Consider the following 14,840-nt stretch of genomic DNA (forward strand, 5'->3'; position numbering starts at 1 on the left):
AAAACAGCCTTGACTGCTTGTAAACGTATGCATACGGCGTATTTTGCGAAATCCTTCGCTGTCGCTATGCCTAAAAACGTTTCCTTTCGCTCGGGTCTGGGTAGTATTTTGTTCTGGTCGGTTATTTCAGCCGCCTTCATTGGGCCGGGATCAGTAACGGCCTGCGCCATTGCCGGTTCACAGTATGGTCTGCAACTGCTCTGGGTGCTGACCTTTGCGACGCTGGGCACCGTCTGGCTACAGGAAGCCGCTGCCCGCCTGACCATCGCTACCGGCTCCGATCTGGGACAGGTTATCACACAAACGTACACGGGCGCACGGGGGCGACGCATAGCTTGGGCTTTGTTCGGCGCTATTTTTCTGGGATGCGCAGCCTATCAGGCCGGTAACATTCTGGGGGCAGTGTCGGGTCTGGTGCTACTAACGGGCTTACCGGCTCCCGTTATCACGCTGGCCGTCGGGCTTGTCTGCATCGTCCTGCTCTGGATCGGGTCGACGCAGGGGCTGGCCAATATGCTGGGGCTGGTCGTTTTTGCGATGGGGGGCGCGTTCGTCTACGTCGCCTTCGGTACGCCCGTCACCCCAGCCGCACTAACGAAAGCGCTCATCACCCCGGCGATTCCCACGGGGTCATTGCTGTTGATTAATGGACTGATCGGCACGACGATCGTACCGTACAACCTGTTTTTCGGTTCCAGCATTGTCCCGACCGACTCAGCGAATGGGCAATCGCTGAGTGAGATGCGGCTGGGTATCTGGGTGGCGGTAATCCTCGGCGGCATCATTTCCGTTGTGCTGCTGCTGGCCGGACTGCTTATCCCCACCGACTTTTCCTACCCGCACATGGCGCAGGTACTGGCCGACCGCATCGGTCCGTGGGCGGGTTCATTGTTTGCCTTTGGCCTATTCGCAGCCGGATTCGCGTCGTCACTGACAGCGCCCTTGGCTGCGTCGGTAACGGCTGGTAGTCTGTTAGGCATCCCCAAAAACGGACTAGCTTACCGGGCTATTTGGCTCATCGTCATGGCTACAGGGCTGACATTTGGCTTGTTGAACGTAACGCCCATTCCCGTTATTCTGGCGGTACAGGCCATTAACGGCATTCTGCTTCCCTTCGTCACCGTCTTCCTCTTCATCGCGGTCAACAACCGCAAACTGCTGGGCCAATACAGCAACACACTGACCCAAAACCTGACGATGGGGTTGGTCGTTATCGTAACCGCAGTACTGGGTCTGTGGAACGTCTGGTTGGCAATCAAGGCATTCTGATGCACAGTTCGGTATTGGATTGACGCTGTGTAGAGACCGGACCGGCGATCCCTCGCGTTTCACCACCGGAGGTATCAACTACCAGATTGTTTAGCTACCGTAGGATGAGACGCGAAGAACTGCCGTTCCGCCAGTACGGTCTACACAAAATGGACGGCATTATCTACCAGCTGAATCCTACCACAAAAAAAGAGACGCTAGGGATCGCGTCTCTACGAAAATACAGGACTGATGCTGATTACTTTTTGCGGGCTTTCACTTCTTTTTCCAGTTGATCGATACGCTTCTGCTGCTCGATCAGGTGAAGCGTCAATTCTTCATTCTTTTGTACCAGCGTTGTCAACAGCGTCATCAAATCAGTGCCTTCCTTGACCATCTGACTGGCACTGGGAATGCCGGGCAGGTGCCGGTGCTGCCGCACATACTGCTCGACTTCCGCCAACGGCTGGGGTTGATAGGTCGGCTCAAACACGTAGTCGGCCCATTGGCTTTCGCTGGCAGGCTGCACGCGTGTCGCAACGGCCGACAGCTGACTACCCAACAATACGTCGCCTTTATCACTGACCGTCAGAAACTTACCCGCTGTACCTGCCGACGCAGGCGAATGAGCCGTCATATTCGTCAGCCGCAGCCCACTGCTGCCATCTACACCCGCTGTCAGTTCAAGCCGGTTCTGCGGAGCCGACGTGCCGATCCCTACGTTGACGTTGTTACCCAGCACCATCGCGTTACTGCTTAGCACCCGGGCGTTAGCTCCGATCGCCGTTGCGTTCGACAGCCCTGCGCCCACGCCAATCGCGTTGGAGCCGATGAGCGTATTATCACCCCCACCAATGGCGTCGAAACCTGCATTGGGTCCGATAATCAGGTTACGGCTACCCCGCTGGCTACCGCTGCCCGCGTTGAAACCGATGAACACGTTATCGCTACCATCGGTATTAAGTTTCCCCGCTTCATAGCCGACAAACGTGTTGTGACTACCAACCGTGTTGGGCGCTCCGGCTTTGTAACCAAGGTATGTGTTGTACGATCCGCTGGTGTTGCCCTGCCCCGACTGACTACCCACGAATGTGTTATAGGTACCCCCAATTACGGCACTGGTACTTTGCCCGATAAACAGGTTGACGTTGCCGCTAACCGATTGAATACTGACAACCTGATTGTCAGGCGTAACGATCTGACTTTGCGCTAGTACCAGTGACTGAGCACTAATCAGCAGCAAGCAGGGAAGGAGACATTTTTTCATACTATGTACGGAACTTTGACGCTATATTCATATCAATTTTGTTACCAATATATTCATCCGAAGGCTAATCCCTGACACATTTTTCAACCAACCCATAAATTAACCATTCATAACACTGTTTGTAGCTTGCTGTCAGCCTGTTATGTACCTTTACCCTCTGTCTTTACCGTCTACGCACCCGTTGATATGAAGCACGCTACCGGTCTTCTTCCGCTCCTGATTATTGGTCTGCTGACGGCCTGTTCGCCATCGACAATCATAACGAACACGTACAGCCTGCGACCTATATCGGGCGATGTAGCCACGCTGGACGGTAAGCCCGTTACCCGCGCTGAGCAGAACGGTGTGGCTGTGATTGCGTCGTTCGAACGGGAAGAGGACGATTTTGTGGCGCTCGACGTCGAAGTTAAAAACCTGACCGATCACGTCATCGAGGTCAACCCGGCCGATTTCAAGCTGATCGCACTTGGCGAAACACGCGACACACTGACGGACCCCGCTAACAACGACCTACCCCTGATTCGACAAGCCGCCGACCCCTCCTACGAGTCAGGTCGCGTCGTACAGGCCCGAAAAACGGAAGAGAAACGGCTGAAGCGCGCCAAAGTGTTAAACACGGTGCTGATGGTTGCGGCAATTGCCTCCGATATTTCATCGAGCAACCGCAACCAGTCGTACGGTGAGTTTGTCAACAACCGCATCTCACACGATGTCGCCTACCAGGCGATTGCCGTGAAACGGGCCGTCAACTACGGCAACTTCGCCAACCGCATGCAGCGACTCGACTACGAGGATTACCGCTGGCGCGAACTGGCGTTGCGCGCACGTACGCTACAGCCCAACGAAACCGTCCGTGGCCTGGTGTACCTGCCCAAACTGACCGCAGCCCGGTACCTGTCTATCGACTACACGATTCCGGATCAGGCGTCAGTGCCGCTACTCTTCGAGCAGGAATTAGGTACGCAAACGGTATCGAAACGCCGACGCGGGCGGTAGTTCACCATTCATCTTCGTCGTCCTCGAAAGCCTGCTGCGCGCGTTGCAGTTCCAGCAGGGTTTTCTGGTTCCGCTGCGTCCGGGCCAGATCAATGCCTTTCTCATACAAAACAGCGGCCCGTTCCCGGTCGTCCGATTCGGCGTACAAGGCTGCGGCATGATAGTACGTTGGCAGATAGTCGGGGAAGCGCGTCAGGAGATCGTCGAAATAGGTGCGAGCCTGAGCCGGATCGTCGGCAACGTACTCCATCGCGAGCGCGTAAACATTGAACGGCTCGTTGGGTTCTTCCTGTACAAAACGAATTAATTGTTGGACCCGCTGGTTATTCATAGACGAGAAAAATAGTATGCATGCATACTTTCTTTTCTAACTGTTTGTAATTTAGCCGCCAAATTAACGGGCTTTTCGACCAATGTACGGCCATTTCTGCGCCAAAGTTCAGTTTGCCCGCGATCTATCAAACCAAACCTCACAGGTATGAAGATTCTAGTGTGCGTGACGAGTGTACCCGACACGACGACCAAAATCACCTTCACGGATAATAACACCAAGCTCAACAAGGCAGGCGTAACCTTCATCACGGGGCCTTACGATGACTATGCGCTCGCGCGGGCCGTCGAACTGAAAGAACAGGCGGGCGGTACCGTAACCGTTTTAAACGTAGGTGGAGCCGATGCTGAACCCGTGATTCGCAAGTGTCTGGCGATCGGTGCCGACGATGCCATCCGGGTCAACGCCGAGCCGACCGATGCGTACTTTGTCGCCGAACAGATCGCGGCTATTGCCAAAGACGCGTCGTACGAGCTGATTCTGATGGGTCGCGAATCGATCGATTACAATGGCGGTCAGGTTCACGGCATTGTCGCCGAACTGTTAGGCCTACCGTCGATCTCACCGGTTATGGTACTAAACATCGACGGCGACACCGCCAAGATTACGCGTGAGATAGAAGGGGGTAAGGAAGAAATCGAGGCTAAACTCCCGCTCGTACTGGGTTGTCAAGAGCCAATTGCCGAGTGGAAGATTCCGAATATGCGTGGTATTATGACCGCCCGGACCAAGCCCTTGAAAGTAGTTGAGCCGGTTGCTAACGAACAACTCACTGCCGTTAGCCACTACGAACTGCCGGCTCCGCGCGGTGCCGTGAAGATGATCCCTGCCGATGAAGCCGAAAAGCTCATCCAACTCCTGCACACCGAAGCAAAGGTTATTTAAAAGAAGTTGCAGAGTTATAGAGTCGTAAAGTTGTAGAGTTGGCTGGCGCAAGCCATACCGGCGGTAGCAACTTTACAACCTTACAACTCTACGACTTTACAACCCTACAACTTTAAAACGTAAACTGAACGCATGTCTGTCCTCATATTTGTTGAATTAGACGAAGGGAAACTCAAGAAGTCGTCGCAGGAAGCCATCTTCTACGGGGCCAAAGTAGCCGAGATGACCGGCACTACGGCTACTGCCATTGCCGTCGGTCAGGCCGACGATTCCGAACTGGCTACTGCCGGCCGATTTGGTGCGACGAAGGTACTGCACGCCAGCGATACCCGACTCAATGAGCCGAATGGCATGGCTTACGCTACCGTCGTTGCCGCAGCCGCGCAACAGGAAGGCAGTACCGTTGTCGTATTGGCAAAGTCGTCATTAGCCGACGCTATGACTGCCCGCTTGGCCGGTAAGCTAAAAGCAGGTCTGGCGGCTAACGTCATCGAACTACCGGACCTGAGCAATGGCTTCGTTGTCAAAAGCAGCATTTACACCGGTAAGGCGTTCGCGTACAATGAGTTGAAGGCCGGCATAAAAATTCTGGCTATCAAAAAAAATACGATCACGCCCGAAGAAACGGATGCTTCTGCTACGGTCGATTCGTTTTCTCCGGCACTCAACGACAGCGATTTTGTCATCAGTGTCAAGAGCACAGAGAAAGCAACCGGCGACATCCTGCTGCCAGAAGCGGATCTGGTGGTTTCGGCCGGACGCGGCATGAAAGGGCCAGAAAACTGGGGGCTTGTCGAAGACCTTGCCCACGCGCTGCATGCGGCAACGGCCTGTTCGAAACCCGTATCCGATCTTGACTGGCGTCCCCACCACGAGCACGTTGGTCAAACGGGCATCAAAATCAGTCCGAACCTGTACATCGCCTGTGGTATTTCAGGGGCCATTCAGCATTTAGCTGGCGTAAACTCATCGAAGGTCATCGTAGTTATCAACAAGGATGCCGACGCGCCGTTTTTCAAATCGGCCGACTACGGCATAGTCGGTGACGTGTTTGAGGTGCTTCCCCGCCTGACTGCGGCAGTAAAGGCATTGTAGTCTGATCGGTACGCGTCGATAATCGCGGAGAAAAGGCCAATTACCCGTGATTATCGACGCGTACCGAACGATCAAAACTGCTAAATTTGCGCTGTGGATAAGATTAAACTGGAAATATTAGCCCTCTCACCAAGCCAGACCCAGACGGGTTCGTTTGCGCTGCTGCTCGGTGAAGAGTATGGAAACCGCCGATTGCCAATTCTGATCGGCATGTTTGAAGCGCAGGCCATTGCCATAGAGATCGAAAAGATTGTGCCCAATCGCCCGATGACGCACGACCTGTTCAAACAGATGGCCGAGCAGTTCAAATTTACGGTGCGCGAGATCGTCATTTCCGACCTGCGGGAAGGCATCTTTTACGCCCGCATCGTCTGCTTCGATGGTGTTCGCGAAACGTCGATAGACGCCCGCCCGTCCGACGCCGTTGCGATCGGTATCCGATTCGGAGTCCCCATTTACACGAATGAATCCGTACTGTCGGAAGCCGGGATTACCAACAGCCCCAGCGAAGAAGAAAGTCAGGAGGAATTGGTTCGCTCAACGAACCGGCCGTCGAATCGCTCGTTCAGCGATCAATTGAAAAACGCGTCGTCGGAAGAACTTCAGAACATGCTCGACACTGCTCTTGGCAACGAAGAGTACGAGCGCGCAGCCAAGATCCGCGACGAAATGAGCAAGCGCAACTAACGACGCTTTTTACGGACTACTTTCTTACGAACAACCAGTTCCCGATACCCATACGTGGGGTCGGGTTCTCTGCTGTATACGATGTCGGGCATTATGCCGATCAGCAGCTCGGCGGTAGTGTAGATTCGACAACCCGCCATCAGATGCCCGCCCAGTGTACGCCCCGTGGAGTCGGAAGCGGACAGATGCAGGTGGCTTCCATTCGCCGACAGCATGCCCACCAGTGAAACAATCTCGAAGTGGCCCTGCCATGTCGTCGGCGCTTCCTGATTCGCCAGTCGCAGGCTCAGGTCGGTCAGACTACCCACGCAGGTCAGTAGCGCACCAGCCTTGATCTGGTTAGCCGTAACAAATGCATCCAGTTCGGCCTTCAGGTCCTGCCCCGGCCGTAGACGAATCGTGTAGGTGTGCATGGTCGCCATTGGCGTATGCACCTTGGTTTCAGGCTTGTCTGCCGGTTGTCCCGACACGTTTGGCGTGTTCATAAGTAGACTCCAAAAAAGCAATAAAATCAACCGCATACTTGTTATCACGTTGTGAGACAGCTAAGTGGTACGCGAATCTATACAATCAGTTCATTACTGGTTCATCTGCTCCTTTTTACCGGCCAGCTTCCGGCTGCGCTGGCTGATATTCCCCGTCCATCGAAGTACGTTTCCATCGATTACAGTACGATCGACAAGTACGCCCGCAACACGCCTGAATCGGAAGCGAAGTCACTGGACAGGTTAAGTCAATACCTGACGGCACCAGCCCGCAGCGACCTGGCGAAAGCGCGGTCGGTGTACAGTTGGATTACCTCGCACGTACAGTATGATATGGCGGCTTTTCAGGGCCGTATGTATTCATCGGAAACAGTCTACGCTAATCGGGTGCTCAGTAGTCGGAAGGCGGTGTGCACCGGCTTTGCCTTGCTCTACAAGGAATTGCTGAACCGGGCGGGGATCGAAACTGCCAACATTAAGGGATACGCCCGTACCAACGATTTTGAGTCAGGATTGCCCATCACGCGGGTCGATCACGAGTGGAATGCCGTTAAGCTGGAGGGCGACTGGTTTCTAGTCGATCTCGCCTGGGCTCAATCGACGGCTAAAACACCCGGCACGCCCAACGATTTTTATTTTCTAACCGAACCGGTGGCCTTTGCAGCGAACCATTTTCCGGTCGACTCCCGTTGGCAATTGCTCGACAAATCCACCAGCAAAGCCCAGTTCGACCGTTTCCCCAAAGTGTACGACGCTTATTTCCGGCTTGGTCTCGACAGTGATTTTCCCAAAGAAGGGTTGCTCCGATCAGGCGAGGTACTAACGCTATCGCTTACCAGCGACCAGCCTATCGAGTTTAGTTGCGCTACCGGCCCTTACAATGGCACTGTATTGACGTCATCTGCTATCAGTGTCCGGCAATCCGGTTCTGTTTACCAGCTATCGATTCCAATCAACCGACGGGGTAAATCGACGCTGTGTTTATTCGCCAAGCCAAAAGGCAGGGCAACCGAGCGAATCAAATCGTACGAGGGTATTCTCTCCTTTACGGTCATGCGGGATTAGCCACTTTTAGGCGTATCGCTACTACGGCGCGCCTAGGGCTGTAGTCTCAGAGGAACGGCTCCATGCACCCCGGCTTCTGTCTTTATCGTATTCTGCCTGCGCGGTTTTGCCTGCCAGGCCGTAGCCTGCGAAAGCCGTTGTCTCCTTTAGCTCGGCCCCAGCCACTCATCTGCTGGGAGAGAGCCACAATTTCTGTCACACTGGAGGAAAACCGGTAGTAGACACAGTACCCATAAAATCCATCGGGCTGCCTAAATCTGTTCTTTGTAAATCCTTATAAAACAAAGAAAGCCGGAGCGTTGGCCCCGGCTTTCTTTGTTTTGTGCAGTCGCTTATTCCACACCGAACATTACGTCCGACCGGCGGCCGCTGTTACCAGCCCGGCGACGAACCGCTTTCTTGCGAGGTGCAGGCGGAGCCAGCAGTTTCGCTTTCTGAGCGTCGGTCAGTGGTTTCAGATCAGTGATGCTGTAGCTATTGTCGCTGATCGTCGTGTTGAAGCTACCCACAGCTTGCTCAGGCTGACCGTTGCAAGGCAGTTTGGTAACCGAGAACACAGCGCGGAAGTACTGTACTTGTGGGCGTACCCGGCGACCTTTGAAGCGAATCGCGTTGCCGCTTTCGATTTTCGACTTCTCAGCCTGTAGTTGCTGCGCCAGGTTGCCTGGCAGATCTTTCAGGTTCAGAATAACCGTGTTGGTGTCGAACTCGATAGCGCTCGTAGCCAGCTGACGGTTCAGACCACGGTAGCGCAGGCGGGTAACCGTATCGCCAACCGATGTGATCGTACCGTTACAGTAACAGACGTTAGCAACTTCGCGGGTGTATGGGGTCCGGTAGTATACTTCCAGACGCTCCAGCCGGTGACGGTATTCGCAATCCGTGTTGCCGGCTTTCGGACGCAATACCGAGAAGCTCGTCGTAGCGACTTCACTCATACAGGTACCGCATTTTGCCGTCTGCCGGTTGTGAACCGTTACGTAGTAGAAACCGGGGTTCATCTGACCGTTTGCGAAGTACGTCTGTGGGAACGTCAGCGTGGTATCCGTGCTGTTCTCAACCTGTGCGATAACCTGATCAGCAGCACTGGTGGTTACCGAATCCGGACGGTAGTACAGACGAGCTGTAAACGTTTCGTTCTTCGGGTTCGGCGTCGTGCTGCGCCAGCTGATCGTTGGTGCCGTAGCCGATGTGTTGATCGTCTGACCCGTACGTTGTGCCGATGCACTGTCGAGGTAGGCCAGTGATGCGCCTTTCAGCGACGCGTTGTTGAATTGAACATTCAGTTCCGGAATCTGCTCGCAGGTTGGGCAAACCGTTGGTGTTTTCGGGATCAGCTTTTTCTGAACGAAGCCTTTCCGAACGGCCAGACCAGCACTGAAACCACCGTGTTTCCGTTTGAATTCGTACAGTTGATCGTCTACACCGTTGATGATGTAGTAGTTCAGCTGTGTAAAGAATCCCTGTGCTTGTACACCGATATTCCAGTTGTTGCGCAGTGGGAAGAAAACACCCAGTGACAGCAAACCGCCGGGATGATACACCCGAGTGCTTGGGTTAACCGACCGGATCAGACCACCACCGTCAACGAACGACGGAGTACCGGGCAGCGACAGCGTCGAGGGGGTGTAAGCTGCAATCGTAGCGGCTTCCGTACGGAACAGACCACCGCGCAGACCCAGTTCGAGGAAAGTCGTTGCTTCTGGGTTCCGACGGCTACGCGCAATCGTGAAAGCCAGAACGGGACCAACCGTCAGGAACATATCTTCCGAAGCCCGTTGCCGGATCGTGACCTGATCCCGGTTGAAGCCACGCGAAGCAGCCAGACCATACAGGTAATCACGATAGATGCTCCGGGTGTAGTAGTTCTGATAACCGAAGGCAGTACCCAGACCGAAACGCAGACGACGCGTTGCTGGAGTCAGGTAGTAATCAATGTTTCCGGTGATGTTGAAACCGGCGCCGTTGTAAAGCGTATTGTCGCGTTTCGTCGGCCCGAAGGTGTTTTCCCAGGTTCCGCAGTAAGCGAAGTTGGGACCGGCAAACAGACCAACGCGCCACGGAGAAAGACGGCGGACCAGAATAAACGTTTGGAAGGTGGTGTCGCAATCGTCGAGTTCGGCAACATCGCTGGCCTGCGCTTTAAACTCGTCACGGCGGAGCGTGTCGGTGTAAACGCCTTTACCAAGCCGGTAGATGTTTTCGCGTGGATAAGCCGAATTAGTTGGGGTGGTAGTCCGAACCGTATCGGCCGACGATTGAGCCTGAACGCCGTTTTGAGCAGCGCAACTCAGCAACACGAGTCCAGCCAGCATCCGCAGGGGGTGTCGTTGGATAAATGTTCGCATAGGGTACGTAATTGAATTTAGACGCAATGTTTCAAACTAAACTTTATGACGTTCGCTAGTTATGGGGCAAACTTAGGGAACGGTTTCCACATTAACCGGAAGCGTTGTAATATGTTTTACCGGATAGTTCATTTTGATCTAGGCATCAGAAACGCGATCGATCAATTGCTGGAAATCCCTAAAAGGCCCGGTTCAGGTGCGGACACTATCTATTAAATAGCGGCATTCCGCCGACCTGCACATGACGTTTGGGCCGGTCAAGTATAGGCATTAAGTTGAAATAACCCAATAAAATCAGCGTTACCGGGTCTAAAATCCGATTTCATAGCCACTTGTCCTTCAAAGTTTTCATAATATCTGGCAAAATTTATATACGCCTGGATACTTTTTTTTGGAATATACCCTAAACCGTTTGTCGACTTTTTACGAAATCAGCGGCAGCACTGTGCATAAGACCCGCCAGTGAAACTAGGCAAAAATGCACACCCCGATCCGCCAGTGCACGGGCCTGATCGCCACTAATAGCCGTCGTTCCAACAATCATACCGGAACGATTTATTTTTTCAACGGCCCCGGCGATGGTCCTTTTTACCTCGTCGTGGCTTGCGCCGTCGTAGTATCCCATCGACATGGCCAGGTCGCGGGGACCGATCACAAAACCATCGATACCCGCTACAGCCATCAGTTCGTCGAGGTTGTCGATCGCTTCCTGATCTTCGATTTGCGGCAATATCAGGATCTGTTCGTTGGCGAATTCGACGTACTCGCCCTGGTTCATCGTTCCCAACAGGTAGTCGGCGGAGCGCACCGGTGCAAAACCACGCTTCCCGGCAGGGGGGTATTTGATCGCTTTTACCAATGCTTCCGCTTCAGCGGCTGTTCGCACACCCGGCAACATGATACCCATCACCCCCGCATCCAGAAACTGAAGAATCAGCTTGGGGTCGTTACTGCGTACGCGCGCCAGTGGTGTAATGCCGCTTACTTCACAGGCTCTGACGATATCCTGCACCTGCGCGGTCGTGACGGGACTGTGCTCACCGTCGATCATGTAAAAATCGAGTCCGGAAAAGCCGCATAACTCCGCAATCGTTGGGTCTGCGCTGTTCGACAAAACGCCGACAACGGGCTGTTTGCTACTCAGCCGGGTTTTAACAATATTATTTTTCATACGTGAATGAAACAATGGCTACGCCCACCAATCATTAGGTGTTCTGTCTGCAATCTATTCGAATCAGGTTGATCCACAAGTTGCCGTGCCTGCTATATACACGACCAGCCCGCTATCTTTCCTAACCGGCAAAGGTGATCGCTTTCCGTTATTTACCGACAACCACTCAATCTTATTTTTAGCTGTTTCAGCTAATAGCGTTATCCAATTAAGTAAGTAGCCTTTTCTTTTCTAAAAAAAGATGAGATAGCCCGGCGCTAAATTGCCGAAATCGACCAAGTTTTATTATTGTTCTACAGCTTGTAGAAGCTGTGCATACATCATTAATGGAATTTTAAAAACCTACAACCCATTCTGCGGGTAGTCTGACTAAATAGACTGCATTTTATTTACTATATGTCCTCCCGCACATTTATTGACAGGATTTCTCCGCAAGGATTATTAGTTGCGATCGGCATCGTTTTTGGCGACATCGGCACTTCTCCGCTTTATACCATTTCAGCGGTCGTACGTGGTAAGTCGCTGACGGAGACATTGGTACTAGGTACCTTGTCCTGCATCATCTGGACACTGACGCTACAGACGACAATCAAATATGTTATCATCACGCTGCGGGCGGACAATAACGGCGAAGGAGGCATTTTTTCGTTGTATGCGCTGGTACGACGCTTTTCAGGTAAGTGGCTGATGGTACCGGCTATCGTTGGCGGTGCCTTTCTGCTAGCCGATGGCCTAATCACGCCACCTATCTCCGTATCGTCGGCAATCGAGGGCTTACTTATTTTCTACCCAACGCTCAATACGGTTCCAATCGTTATCGGTATTCTCATTGCGCTGTTCGTAAGTCAGCAGTTCGGGACCCAGCAGCTTGGCCGTTTATTCGGCCCCGTTATGCTGGCCTGGTTCACTTTCATCGGTGCGATTGGCCTGTATGCGTTGCTGAGTGAGCCATCGGTACTGAAAGCAATCAACCCGCTCTACGGCTTACGTTTCCTGCGCGACTATCCGGGCGGGTTCTGGCTGCTGGGCGGTATTTTCCTGTGTACAACCGGGGCGGAAGCACTGTATTCCGACATGGGGCATTGCGGACGCGGCAATATTCGGGTGAGCTGGGTCTACGTCAAAATAACCCTACTTCTCTCCTACGCTGGTCAGACGGCCTACCTGATGCAGCATCTGGGGCAGCAGATCGACGATACCGGCGCGTTTTACAGCACGGTACCGGAGTCGCTGAAAGTGTTCAGCATCATTATAGCGACAATGGCTACGATCATTGCGTCGCAGGCACTTATCAGTGGAGCCTTCACGCTGGTCGGCGAAGCTATGCGTTTGAATTTCTGGCCACGGCAGCGCGTCGCATACCCATCCGACGAACGGGGACAGTTGTACGTTCCGTTCGTGAACTGGGGATTGATGGTTGGCTGTATCCTGATCGTACTGCATTTCCGGGAATCGAAAAACATGGAAGCGGCCTTCGGACTAGCCGTTACGCTTACCATGTTGATGTCTACCCTGCTGATTAGTGCTTACCTGCGCGTCAAACGGATCAACACCATACTGATCGTATTGATCACTGGTCTGTTCCTCACCGTCGAAGTCACGTTTTTGATCGCCAACCTTGTCAAATTTGAAGAAGGTGGCTGGATCTCGGTTACGCTGGGGCTGCTGCTGATGATTATGATGGTCTTCTGGTACCAGGGTGAAGCACTGACTAGCAGCCTGACCCGCTACGACACCTTACCGGGTAACCTGCCCGCCCTGAAGGAATTGAGCAACGACCTCAGCATTCCCAAGTACGCAACGCATCTGGTGTACCTGACCTCAGCCGACTCATACGATAAAATCGAGAACGAAACGTTGTTCTCGATCCTGAACCGGGCCCCCAAACGCGCCGACATCTATTGGTTTATTCACGTTTGCGTGGAAGACACTCCGTACGAGATGCGCTACAAGGTCGATACGCTAGCGCCGGAGGACGCTTATTTTGTCACGTTCTATCTGGGTTTCCGCGTTGAACCACGCCTGAATCTGCTCTTTCGTCAGGTTGTACAGGATATGGTAGATGACAAGGAAGTGACAATCGATGTAAAATACCGGTCGCTGAACCTGCACCGGATCGGTGGTGATTTTCGCTTTGTGCTGTTCCGCAAGTTTTTGTCGTACGACAATGAACTTACGTTCAGACAGAAACTGATCATGACCGGTTATCTGCTGCTGAAGCGCATTGCGCTATCAACAAAAGAAGCGTACGGGCTGGACACCAGTAATGTCGTTACCGAAGCGATTCCCCTACTCATTCGCGCTCCGAAACGGCTATCGATGAGCCGGGTACCGTCGAAACTGAAGCACCCGTTCAAACTGTAACAATCAGGCGGGCGGGTGTATGACCTGCCCGCCTGACTGAATTATATACGCTAGGCGAACAGGCTGGGACGCTGGAACTCACCCCGCCAGTTCATATCGCGTCGGCGCAGCGCCTGAGCAATGTGAATGATCTGCTCCCCCAGCCGACCCTGTGTTTCGATTGGCGACTGATCGTACTGTCCCTGCCGGTTTGGCTCCCAACTAAACAGTTCTGTTTTATCGTCGTAGATACCGATGGCTTTACGGGTACCCGAATTGGCGATGGTGTCAAGTGTCGCCTTAGCCTCATCGAGCGTGTGCCGGCCGACGTGGTGATACTGTCCTTTGTACTGATAGATAACTGAGAAACGATTCATGGTTGTAGTGATTATGTTCGATACCGAACGAGTTTGTCGAATGAATTACAAGCGGCTGTTTAACAGGTTGCCGCCAAACGGAGCGTTCGTGTAGGCAATTCCTCTGAAAATTGCCTGATTACGCGCGGCAAAAACAGTCATACGCCGTACAGCCAACGTAAAAAATTTATAAAGTGCCCCCTTGGGGTTACTCTCTCTTTTTATAACAAATGATGTGCTCATGTCGTACCTAAACTATTTATAATCAACAGACAGAAAGCTGATGTCGTCTACTTCATTAGACACACAAATAACTAAAAGGTCTACACGGATAGTTTACTAAAATTAGAATAGTACAAAAATCGCCTTTTATTTTTCACTGAATAGCCGAATTGTACAACAGATTCCTTACTCGTATCAATAAATAGTATTGTACTATTTTGATAATCAAATTATTACGCTGTCCCTGTAAACAGATAAATTATAATTTTTCACAGACAAGCTTTCGCCAGCTTAGATAATACCGGACAAAAAAACGGCCTTCTCGGGAGCATCTACCCGTG

Annotated in this window: 13 protein-coding genes; 7 read left to right on the forward strand and 6 right to left on the reverse strand. The window is 52.7% G+C overall.

The annotated features are described in order from the left end of the window. Nucleotides 1–66: 66 nt before the first annotated feature. Nucleotides 67–1,269 (forward strand): NRAMP family divalent metal transporter, encoded by a 1,203-nt coding sequence (locus tag CLV58_RS21070; RefSeq protein WP_106139878.1) that lies wholly within the window; start codon nucleotides 67–69, stop codon nucleotides 1,267–1,269. Nucleotides 1,270–1,507: 238 nt separating this feature from the next. Here the strand turns inward: CLV58_RS21070 and CLV58_RS21075 are convergent, their stop codons facing one another. Beyond that, the gene (locus CLV58_RS21075) at nucleotides 1,508–2,515 is read right to left on the reverse strand and encodes an autotransporter outer membrane beta-barrel domain-containing protein (protein WP_106139815.1); all 1,008 of its coding nucleotides are present in this window, start codon (nucleotides 2,513–2,515) and stop codon (nucleotides 1,508–1,510) included. Between the two features lie 186 nt (nucleotides 2,516–2,701). Between CLV58_RS21075 and CLV58_RS21080 the strand changes: the two genes are divergently transcribed. Next, on the forward strand, nucleotides 2,702–3,511 hold the full coding sequence (locus tag CLV58_RS21080; RefSeq protein WP_106139816.1) for a hypothetical protein: 810 nt from the start codon (nucleotides 2,702–2,704) through the stop codon (nucleotides 3,509–3,511). Nucleotide 3,512: 1 nt separating this feature from the next. Here CLV58_RS21080 and CLV58_RS21085 read toward each other — a convergent pair whose 3' ends face one another. Next, nucleotides 3,513–3,842, reverse strand: coding sequence for an enzyme of heme biosynthesis (locus CLV58_RS21085; RefSeq protein WP_106139817.1), 330 nt, complete (start codon nucleotides 3,840–3,842; stop codon nucleotides 3,513–3,515). A 147-nt stretch (nucleotides 3,843–3,989) separates the two neighbouring features. On the opposite strand from CLV58_RS21085, the gene CLV58_RS21090 reads away from it, so the two are divergent. The 3 genes from CLV58_RS21090 (at nucleotide 3,990) to CLV58_RS21100 (ending at nucleotide 6,509) form a co-directional block, all read left to right on the forward strand. After that, entirely contained in the window at nucleotides 3,990–4,727 is a 738-nt protein-coding gene (locus tag CLV58_RS21090) for an electron transfer flavoprotein subunit beta/FixA family protein (RefSeq protein ID WP_106139818.1), read from the forward strand. A gap of 132 nt (nucleotides 4,728–4,859) precedes the next feature. Further along, on the forward strand, nucleotides 4,860–5,822 hold the full coding sequence (locus tag CLV58_RS21095) for an electron transfer flavoprotein subunit alpha/FixB family protein (RefSeq protein ID WP_106139819.1): 963 nt from the start codon (nucleotides 4,860–4,862) through the stop codon (nucleotides 5,820–5,822). 93 nt (nucleotides 5,823–5,915) lie between these two features. Further along, the gene (locus CLV58_RS21100) at nucleotides 5,916–6,509 is read left to right on the forward strand and encodes a bifunctional nuclease family protein (RefSeq protein WP_106139820.1); all 594 of its coding nucleotides are present in this window, start codon (nucleotides 5,916–5,918) and stop codon (nucleotides 6,507–6,509) included. Here the strand turns inward: CLV58_RS21100 and CLV58_RS21105 are convergent. Further along, nucleotides 6,506–6,994 carry a PPC domain-containing DNA-binding protein gene (locus CLV58_RS21105; protein ID WP_245882404.1) on the reverse strand — a complete coding sequence of 163 codons (489 nt, stop codon included), beginning with the start codon at nucleotides 6,992–6,994 and terminating at the stop codon, nucleotides 6,506–6,508. The two genes, CLV58_RS21100 and CLV58_RS21105, sit on opposite strands and share 4 nt — an antisense overlap. 51 nt (nucleotides 6,995–7,045) lie before the next feature. On the opposite strand from CLV58_RS21105, the gene CLV58_RS21110 reads away from it, so the two are divergent. Then, entirely contained in the window at nucleotides 7,046–8,059 is a 1,014-nt protein-coding gene (locus CLV58_RS21110) for a transglutaminase domain-containing protein (RefSeq protein WP_106139821.1), read from the forward strand. Nucleotides 8,060–8,391: 332 nt separating this feature from the next. Here the strand turns inward: CLV58_RS21110 and CLV58_RS21115 are convergent, their stop codons facing one another. Both CLV58_RS21115 and CLV58_RS21120 read right to left on the reverse strand, forming a co-directional pair. Continuing rightward, nucleotides 8,392–10,407: a hypothetical protein gene (locus CLV58_RS21115; RefSeq protein WP_425443542.1), complete on the reverse strand. Its 2,016-nt coding sequence runs from the start codon at nucleotides 10,405–10,407 to the stop codon at nucleotides 8,392–8,394. Between the two features lie 403 nt (nucleotides 10,408–10,810). Continuing rightward, on the reverse strand, nucleotides 10,811–11,578 hold the full coding sequence (locus CLV58_RS21120) for an HpcH/HpaI aldolase family protein (RefSeq protein WP_106139823.1): 768 nt from the start codon (nucleotides 11,576–11,578) through the stop codon (nucleotides 10,811–10,813). A 396-nt stretch (nucleotides 11,579–11,974) separates the two neighbouring features. Between CLV58_RS21120 and CLV58_RS21125 the strand changes: the two genes are divergently transcribed. Beyond that, nucleotides 11,975–13,942, forward strand: coding sequence for a KUP/HAK/KT family potassium transporter (locus tag CLV58_RS21125; protein WP_106139824.1), 1,968 nt, complete (start codon nucleotides 11,975–11,977; stop codon nucleotides 13,940–13,942). 50 nt (nucleotides 13,943–13,992) lie between these two features. On the opposite strand, the gene CLV58_RS21130 is transcribed toward CLV58_RS21125, so the two are convergent. Further along, on the reverse strand, nucleotides 13,993–14,298 hold the full coding sequence (locus CLV58_RS21130) for a hypothetical protein (protein WP_106139825.1): 306 nt from the start codon (nucleotides 14,296–14,298) through the stop codon (nucleotides 13,993–13,995). Nucleotides 14,299–14,840 lie beyond the last annotated feature (542 nt).

The organism is Spirosoma oryzae (assembly GCF_003002825.1).
GTDB lineage: Bacteria > Bacteroidota > Bacteroidia > Cytophagales > Spirosomataceae > Spirosoma > Spirosoma oryzae.

Bases quoted from the DNA above. Each gene is read 5' to 3' on its own strand.
- CLV58_RS21070 (WP_106139878.1), top strand. From the start codon at position 67: ATGCCTAAAAACGTTTCCTTTCGCTCGGGTCTGGGTAGTATTTTGTTC.
- CLV58_RS21075 (WP_106139815.1), bottom strand. From the start codon at position 2,515: ATGAAAAAATGTCTCCTTCCCTGCTTGCTGCTGATTAGTGCTCAGTCA.
- CLV58_RS21080 (WP_106139816.1), top strand. From the start codon at position 2,702: ATGAAGCACGCTACCGGTCTTCTTCCGCTCCTGATTATTGGTCTGCTG.
- CLV58_RS21085 (WP_106139817.1), bottom strand. From the start codon at position 3,842: ATGAATAACCAGCGGGTCCAACAATTAATTCGTTTTGTACAGGAAGAA.
- CLV58_RS21090 (WP_106139818.1), top strand. From the start codon at position 3,990: ATGAAGATTCTAGTGTGCGTGACGAGTGTACCCGACACGACGACCAAA.
- CLV58_RS21095 (WP_106139819.1), top strand. From the start codon at position 4,860: ATGTCTGTCCTCATATTTGTTGAATTAGACGAAGGGAAACTCAAGAAG.
- CLV58_RS21105 (WP_245882404.1), bottom strand. From the start codon at position 6,994: ATGAACACGCCAAACGTGTCGGGACAACCGGCAGACAAGCCTGAAACC.
- CLV58_RS21115 (WP_425443542.1), bottom strand. From the start codon at position 10,407: ATGCGAACATTTATCCAACGACACCCCCTGCGGATGCTGGCTGGACTC.
- CLV58_RS21120 (WP_106139823.1), bottom strand. From the start codon at position 11,578: ATGAAAAATAATATTGTTAAAACCCGGCTGAGTAGCAAACAGCCCGTT.
- CLV58_RS21125 (WP_106139824.1), top strand. From the start codon at position 11,975: ATGTCCTCCCGCACATTTATTGACAGGATTTCTCCGCAAGGATTATTA.
- CLV58_RS21130 (WP_106139825.1), bottom strand. From the start codon at position 14,298: ATGAATCGTTTCTCAGTTATCTATCAGTACAAAGGACAGTATCACCAC.